Here is a 7119-nt window from a genome sequence, read left to right as displayed (position 1 = left end):
AAAATAAATAAATTTATTTATTTATTTATTGACTTTATTATTGGTAATATATATAATCCAAATATACAAAATATTCAAATGATTACAAAAACCAGCGAGCCTAAAGATCAGTGGGTAGGAAGCCCCTACTCATAACAAAGATTTTTAAGACCGAGCTGTTCGAAATCTTCCTTTTATAAGGGTTATTTCGACATGGCTCGGTCTTTTATTTTTAACTAGAAAGGGATGATTTGGAAATTGGAACCATATTCTACTAGATTGAAGAACTGTTTACATGAATTAGAATCAAATCGATTTGACCATTTGGTCGTCACTTCCATTAATAATTTGAAGTATTTATTAGGGGCAAACATTGATACAGGTGAACGGATGACCGCACTACTATTATCACTTAAAAAAAAGCCAAAACTATTTATTCATCAAATGTTTTTCGATCAAGTTCCTATGTCAACTGAAATTGAAATCGTCTATTACAGTGATGAAATGAATCCGCTACAAATGTTGGCTACTAACTTTTTGAACCACGAAAAATTAGGAATCGACCAGAATTGGCTATGTTCCTATTTAATTGATTTGTTGAAAGAGTTCCCAGAAATAACTTTTGAAAAAAGTACAATTATAGAAAAGTTGAGAGAAATTAAAGATGAGCAGGAAATTGATACTCTTCGGCAATCGGCAAGGATTGCAGATGCAGTCATGTATCAAATTCTCCAACTCCAACATTTTCCTGCTTCAGAAAAAGAAGTTGCAAGAACAATTAAGAGTTTCTTCGCAGAGCATGGAGTTGAAGAACTGTCCTTCAATCCAATTATCGGATTCGGAGAAAACTCGGCAAATCCTCACCATGTCATAACCGACCAAATGTGTCGTATGGATCAACCAATTTTAATAGATATGGGTGGGGTGTTTAAGGAGTATTGCTCTGATATTACAAGAACTTTTTTCTTAGGTAGAAAAAATCAAAAATTTGAAGATTTATATAAAGTCGTTCACGAAGCACAATTACAAGCGATTGAAATGGTCAAACCAGGGGTGCTATTTTCCGAAATAGATTTATTTATTAGAAGTTTGTTTGCAAAAAAAAGTTACCATCAATATTTTATTCATCGAACTGGACACGGCATTGGACTAGAACTTCATGAGGGAGTGTCTATTCATAAAAACAACCATGATGTAATCCAACCTGGAATGGCTTTCAGTATAGAGCCCGGACTATATTTTCCGAATAAATATGGGATTCGAATAGAAGACATCGTTGTTGTTACTAAAAATGGTTGTGAAGTTCTCACAAATTGCTCCAAGGAGGTGCAATATATAGAATTCACTAGCGTAGAACAAAATTAAAAGGAGAAGCCAAAGGAGGAATATGAAAATTATGGGGCAAAAAAAATGGGTGTCTATAGTATTTGTTATTGCTTTAACCCTTACAGCTTTTCTAGCGGGTTGTTCCTATGAAAAGCCTTCAAGCACGAACTCAGGTTCCAATGACTCTAGTAGTTCTAGTGATTCTGTTGGCAGCAGCGCCACTTCCGAAAAGAGAGATGACATAAAGGTCGGATTAGATGTTGATGCAGGAACTATGGACCCACGTCTTTCTAAAGATGTCTCGGCAACAAGAGTTTCAGAACTTGTTTATGATGGACTTATTGTCCTTTCAGCTAATTTGGAGCCAGAACCAGCACTTGCAAAAGAATGGGAGAATCCTGATCCAACCACGTGGATTTTCACTCTCCGTGATGATGTAACATTCCATGACGGTGAGCCATTCACTGCAGAAGACGTTAAGTATACCTATGACAGTATCATTGATCCAAACTTTCAAGCACCTTCCGCTTCTTTTTATGCACCAATAGAATCTGTAGAAGTAATTAATAGTCATCAGGTGAAATTCACTTTAAAACAACCGTCAGCCCCTTTGTTAACCTATTTAAATATTGGAATTGTCCCAAAACATATTGGTGAAAAAAATGATAATTCCTTATCAAGTAATCCAATAGGAACTGGTGCCTATAAAATGGTGAAGTGGGATAAAAATAGTAAAATTTCATTTGAAGCAAATGAAAACTATTGGAATGGAGAACCAAAAACGAAAAAGATCACGTATTTTATTATTCCTGACAACTCTACACGCGTAGCTTCTCTTGAATCAGGAGATATTGACTTAGTCCATTCACCACTCTCACCACAGGATATTAAACGATTAAAAGAAAATAACAAATTTGAAGTCAAGGAAACTGAGGGACTAGGATTTACTTATTTAAACTTTAACCAAAAACACCCTATCCTATCTGATATGAATGTCCGTCAAGCCATTTCACACTTAGTAAACAAAGACGTTATTTCCACTGATATTTATCAAGGGATGGATAAACCAGGTAAATCACCACTAATTCCTGCATCTTGGGCTTATGATGATTCCATTTCTGGATTCCCTTATGATCCTAGTAAAGCTGCAGAGCTATTCAAAGAAGCTGGATGGGAAGATACCGATGGAGATGGAATACTAGATAAAAACGGAGAAAAGTTAACTATTACTCTATCGACTCATAGCGAGGATCCAAACCGTATACAGACTGTTGAATACTTACAAAATGAATTCACCAAATATGGAATTCAAACAGAAGTAAAAACAAGCGAGTGGCCAACTTTTAGCGCAGCATTAACTGAAGGTAATTTTGATATTGCACTAGTTGGCTGGTTAAATCAAATTGATCCAGATCGTTCTTTTTATAATCCATTTCATACTAATGGCGGAAGTAACTACGGAAAATACAGTAATCCAACCGTTGACAAATTAATTGAAGAAGGAAGAGCAGCACTTGATCGAACGGAACGCACTTCAATCTACCAGGAAGCCGCAAAGATTGTTACCGAGGAAGTAGCGTATAATGTCGTTCTGTACCAAGGATATATTGCCATGTATAGCAAAAACTTAACTGGTTTTAACATTCATCCAAGTGGAAGTTTTAATGGACTAAAAATGGCTGAAATATCAAATTAAGTCTGAAATAAGGGAGGGGAGATCCCTCCTTTCCTTTAAAGTCAGGAGTGGTCTAAGTGGCAACATTTATAATCAAACGATTTCTACAATTTATACCCGTACTATTAGGGATATCCATCCTTGTATTCTTTCTTTTGCACTTAATACCAGGTGATCCTGCCTTGACCTTGCTTGGCCAAGATGCAACACCTGAGGATCTCGAACGATTAAGAAATGTGATGGGATTAAATGAACCACTTTATATTCAGTTAATGGTTTTTCTTAAAAACCTGTTTCAAGGAAATCTAGGAATTTCGATTTTTCAAGATACACCCGTGATTACACTGATTTTCAAGCATTTACCAGCAACCATCGAACTAGCTCTCATCGCTATGGTCATTGCGCTAATTATTGCTATTCCATTAGGGATTCTATCAGCTGCAAAACAATTCTCATGGCTCGATTACGTTAGCATGTTTTTTGCTCAACTTGGGGTTTCTATGCCTGTTTTCTGGCTCGGTCTACTATTAATTATTGGCTTCTCAGTAAACTTAAATATCCTACCTTCTTTCGGAAGGGGAGAGCCTTTATATGAAGCCATCGGGCATACAATTCAGTCCGGAAACCTTTACTATGTGGTAGATAGCCTTAAGCATTTAATTTTACCGGCGTTCACTCTAGGTGTCATGAGTGCAGCATTAATCACTCGAATGGTCCGCTCAGCCATGCTTGAAGTATTGAAAGAGGACTATATTCGAACAGCTGAAGCAAAGGGAGTTAGAGGATTTATTGTGATCATGAAGCACGCTTTTAGAAATGCTTTAATCCCTGTTGTAACAATCGTAGGGCTCCAATTTGGAAATTTACTTGGTGGTGCGATTGTAACTGAGACAGTATTTGCGTGGCCCGGTATCGGTCGATTAGTAATAACAGCGATTAGTCAGAGAGATTTTCCAGTTGTTCAAGGCTGTGTATTAATGATTGCGCTTATTTTCGCTTTGATTAACTTGATTGTAGATATCCTATATGCCGTTATCAATCCAAAAATCCAACAAGCTTAAGGAGGGAGGTGATGGAGCTTTCAAATCAATTCCAAACGGAAAACAAAACAAATAATTTACCCAAAAAGAGGTTTAAATTAGGAGAATTCCTTCATCTTTTGACTAAAAGTAAATCAGTATTAATAGGAGGAATATTCGTTTTAATTGTTATATTTTGTGCGATTTTTGCACCTCTCATATCGACTCATGACCCATATGAAATGGAGATGGGAAATCGTCTTCTTACTCCAATGAAAGATGGACATATTTTAGGAACCGATCAATTTGGACGTGATTTGTTTACTAGATTGATCTATGGAGCAAGGGTTTCCCTTCAAGTCGGTTTAATATCAGTGGCTATAGCTATGGTCATTGGGGTAACCCTTGGATTAATTTCCGGATATTACGGTGGATGGGTTGACACAATTATTATGCGCATAGTTGATATTGTTTTATCGTTTCCTGTATTGCTTTTAGCCATCGCACTTGTTGCAGCACTAGGACCAGGTATAGAAAATGTCATATTAGCTTTGGGATTTGTATACTGGACAAATTACGCTAGAATTGTCCGAGCCAATGTTCTTGCTATAAAAGAGGAGGAATATATTCAGGCAGCAAAAACGATTGGATCAAGTGACTTTCGGATTATCTTCTTTAATATATTGCCCAATTGTTTAGCCCCGATTGTCGTTGTCGCTACATTAGGACTTGGTACAGCCATTGTCTCCGAAGCAACTCTTAGCTTCTTGGGATTAGGGATTCAACCACCGGAATCTAGTTGGGGATGGACATTGGCCTTCGGAATGAAATTTATTCGGGAAGCCCCTTATTTGTCAATCTATCCTGGAATGGCAATTATGATTACTGTTTTAGGATTTAATTTATTAGGTGATGGGATTAGAGATTTAACGGATTCAAAACTAAAACGAAATTAATTAAGGAGGAATTATCATGACAGTTACATCTACACGCGAATATAAAGAGGTTATTGTTACACATTTATCGAATGGAAATCCACTTTCATTACCGATTCATACTATTCACGGTGTAAAAGAAGGGCCTGTACTTGGCATTTCAGCATTAGTGCATGGCGATGAGATTATAGGGGCGGAAATTATTCGACGCGTTTATAACAGATTAGATGAAAGCAATCTATCTGGGGTCGTAAAGCTGCTCCCAGTTGCCAATCCTCTTGCTTTTGAAAGCATGACCCGAAATACACCCCTTGATATGAACAATATGAATCGCTTGTTTCCAGGAAATAAAAATGGCTGGGTAACAGAACAACTTGCCCATTCTATGGTAGAGAACTTTTTAGATCATATTGATGTTTATATTGACTTGCACGCCGGTGGAGCTATTCCAATTGTTGATTATGTATACATTCAGAATGATGAAGAATTATCAAGGGCGTTTAACTTCCCAATCCTGTATCGTCCTTCCAATCCATACGAAGGAACAACAGCTACTTATGCAATAGGAAAAGGAATCCCAAGTATTACTGTCGAGGTTGGAGGGGGTCCGAACTATGACAGGGATATTGAAAGAGGGGTTGCAGGAATATTTAATGTAATGAAGAAATTGAAAATGATTCCTGGGGAGATGACTCCTGCACCTGAACAGAAGGTTATGACTGAAATTGCCACTATTCGTCCAATACAAGGAGGAATTATGGTGCCAGAGTTTGATTTTAGTTCAGTTGGTACAGTAATTGAGGGTAATCAAGTTCTCGCACGGACATATAATCCAAGAACTTTCGAAGAACTTGAGGTCATTCGCACACCTTTTCAAAAAAACTTGGTGATTTTAACGAGAGGCCTCTTTCATAAAGTAGACCCAGGTGATTTTGGATTTATGTTAGGAAATCTTGATAGTGCGGAGAAAAATTAATGAGTACCCAAACGGTCCTTTTTGAGGATTTAGATCACAAATTATCCCAATACTATACAAAAGTTGTTCTTGGAATGGATAGGTTTTATCGAAAAAATATTCCATTAACCAATGAAGAGTCCTTAGATAATGAAGGATTAGTTCCAGTTAATTTAACTAATGAAACTCCAAATAATTATCACTCTTGGAATGATATATTTTCAGATTTAGAGGATTTAAGACACAAATATGTAAATATTCAATCCGAAGTTCGTAGAAATTACATGCAACAACAAATTGGTTCATTAATGATACTCGCAAAATGGTGTAGTGGTGAATCTATTCCTTTCAGAGAAAAAGTAAGGGGATTATTATATGTAAACGAAAATCCCCTTACACTTGAAGAAAGAAAAAGTCTTCACCGAAAATTGAATAGCCTATTGTCCAAAAAAGGATTGACGGGATCCTTACTAGAAAAAGTAAGGAAATGGGAACAAACACAACATGTTCCTTCGCAGCAAATTGAATCTGTTTTAAAAGACCTGCTATTACAAGGTAAAGAACGAGTCGTTCAAAAGATGTTTAAAGAAATGGAAGATACAGAAGTTATCCCTGTAGTCGTTTATGGTGTTCCATATAGCGCCTACTGCGATTATCCTGGCGGAAAAATGTATATTAATGGTGATTTATCCTACACGTATGAATCATTGAAGCATTTAGTATGTCATGAGTCTTTTCCAGGGCACACCACCAATATGAAGATTAGGGAGTTAGGAGTAAAATCTGGTGAAATTCCTTTAGATGCGGCATTAGTCATAACAAACACGGCAAGTAGCTCTATTTTTGAGGGAATTGGTGACAACGGAATTCATTTTATTGATTGGGTTCATACGATTGATGATGAAATCTATCAAGTATACCAAGAAATTAAATCCACCTCTGGAATAAATGCAGCCCATATGATTCATACGGAGAAAAAATCAGATGAAGAGGTAGCTGCATTTTTAAGAGAATTTGCATTTGCTGAGGAAAATTGGATTGAATCGAGACTTCGTTTCTTTAAACACAATCTAAGAGCTCCATTTATTTATTCCTATTGGAGAGGTAATGAAGCAGTTCAGCAGGTATATACTAATTTACCTGAAAATAAAAAAGTAGAATTCTATGACTTTTTATATAAAAACATGTTATCCGCTGATACAGTTAAACAATTTAGATAGGAAGTGTCTA

General features: G+C 36.5%; 6 protein-coding genes. All 6 read left to right on the top strand.

The annotated features are described in order from the left end of the window. Window positions 1-258: 258 nt before the first annotated feature. From V7127_RS19215 to V7127_RS19190, 6 genes are read left to right on the top strand one after another with little or no spacing between them, the layout of a single operon-like run. Window positions 259-1344 carry a M24 family metallopeptidase gene (locus V7127_RS19215; RefSeq protein WP_335488665.1) on the top strand — a complete coding sequence of 362 codons (1086 nt, stop codon included), beginning with the start codon at window positions 259-261 and terminating at the stop codon, window positions 1342-1344. 31 nt (window positions 1345-1375) lie between these two features. Further along, the gene (locus V7127_RS19210; protein WP_335343726.1) at window positions 1376-3001 is read left to right on the top strand and encodes an ABC transporter substrate-binding protein; all 1626 of its coding nucleotides are present in this window, start codon (window positions 1376-1378) and stop codon (window positions 2999-3001) included. 56 nt (window positions 3002-3057) lie between these two features. Next, complete coding sequence (locus tag V7127_RS19205) at window positions 3058-4041, top strand: ABC transporter permease (RefSeq protein WP_335343727.1); 984 nt, start codon at window positions 3058-3060, stop codon at window positions 4039-4041. Between the two features lie 11 nt (window positions 4042-4052). Next, on the top strand, window positions 4053-4955 hold the full coding sequence (gene nikC, locus V7127_RS19200) for a nickel transporter permease (protein ID WP_335488662.1): 903 nt from the start codon (window positions 4053-4055) through the stop codon (window positions 4953-4955). Window positions 4956-4971: 16 nt separating this feature from the next. Further along, window positions 4972-5910: a succinylglutamate desuccinylase/aspartoacylase family protein gene (locus V7127_RS19195; RefSeq protein WP_335488659.1), complete on the top strand. Its 939-nt coding sequence runs from the start codon at window positions 4972-4974 to the stop codon at window positions 5908-5910. Then, entirely contained in the window at window positions 5910-7109 is a 1200-nt protein-coding gene (locus tag V7127_RS19190; RefSeq protein ID WP_335488656.1) for a hypothetical protein, read from the top strand. Before V7127_RS19195 ends, V7127_RS19190 begins: the two co-directional genes overlap by 1 nt. The last annotated feature ends 10 nt before the right edge of the window (window positions 7110-7119 follow it).

The sequence above is a fragment of the Bacillus sp. JJ1773 genome (assembly GCF_036962035.1).
GTDB lineage: Bacteria > Bacillota > Bacilli > Bacillales > Cytobacillaceae > Cytobacillus.
Note: the sequence above shows the minus strand (reverse complement) of the source record. Positions and strands in the feature narration are given on the sequence as shown.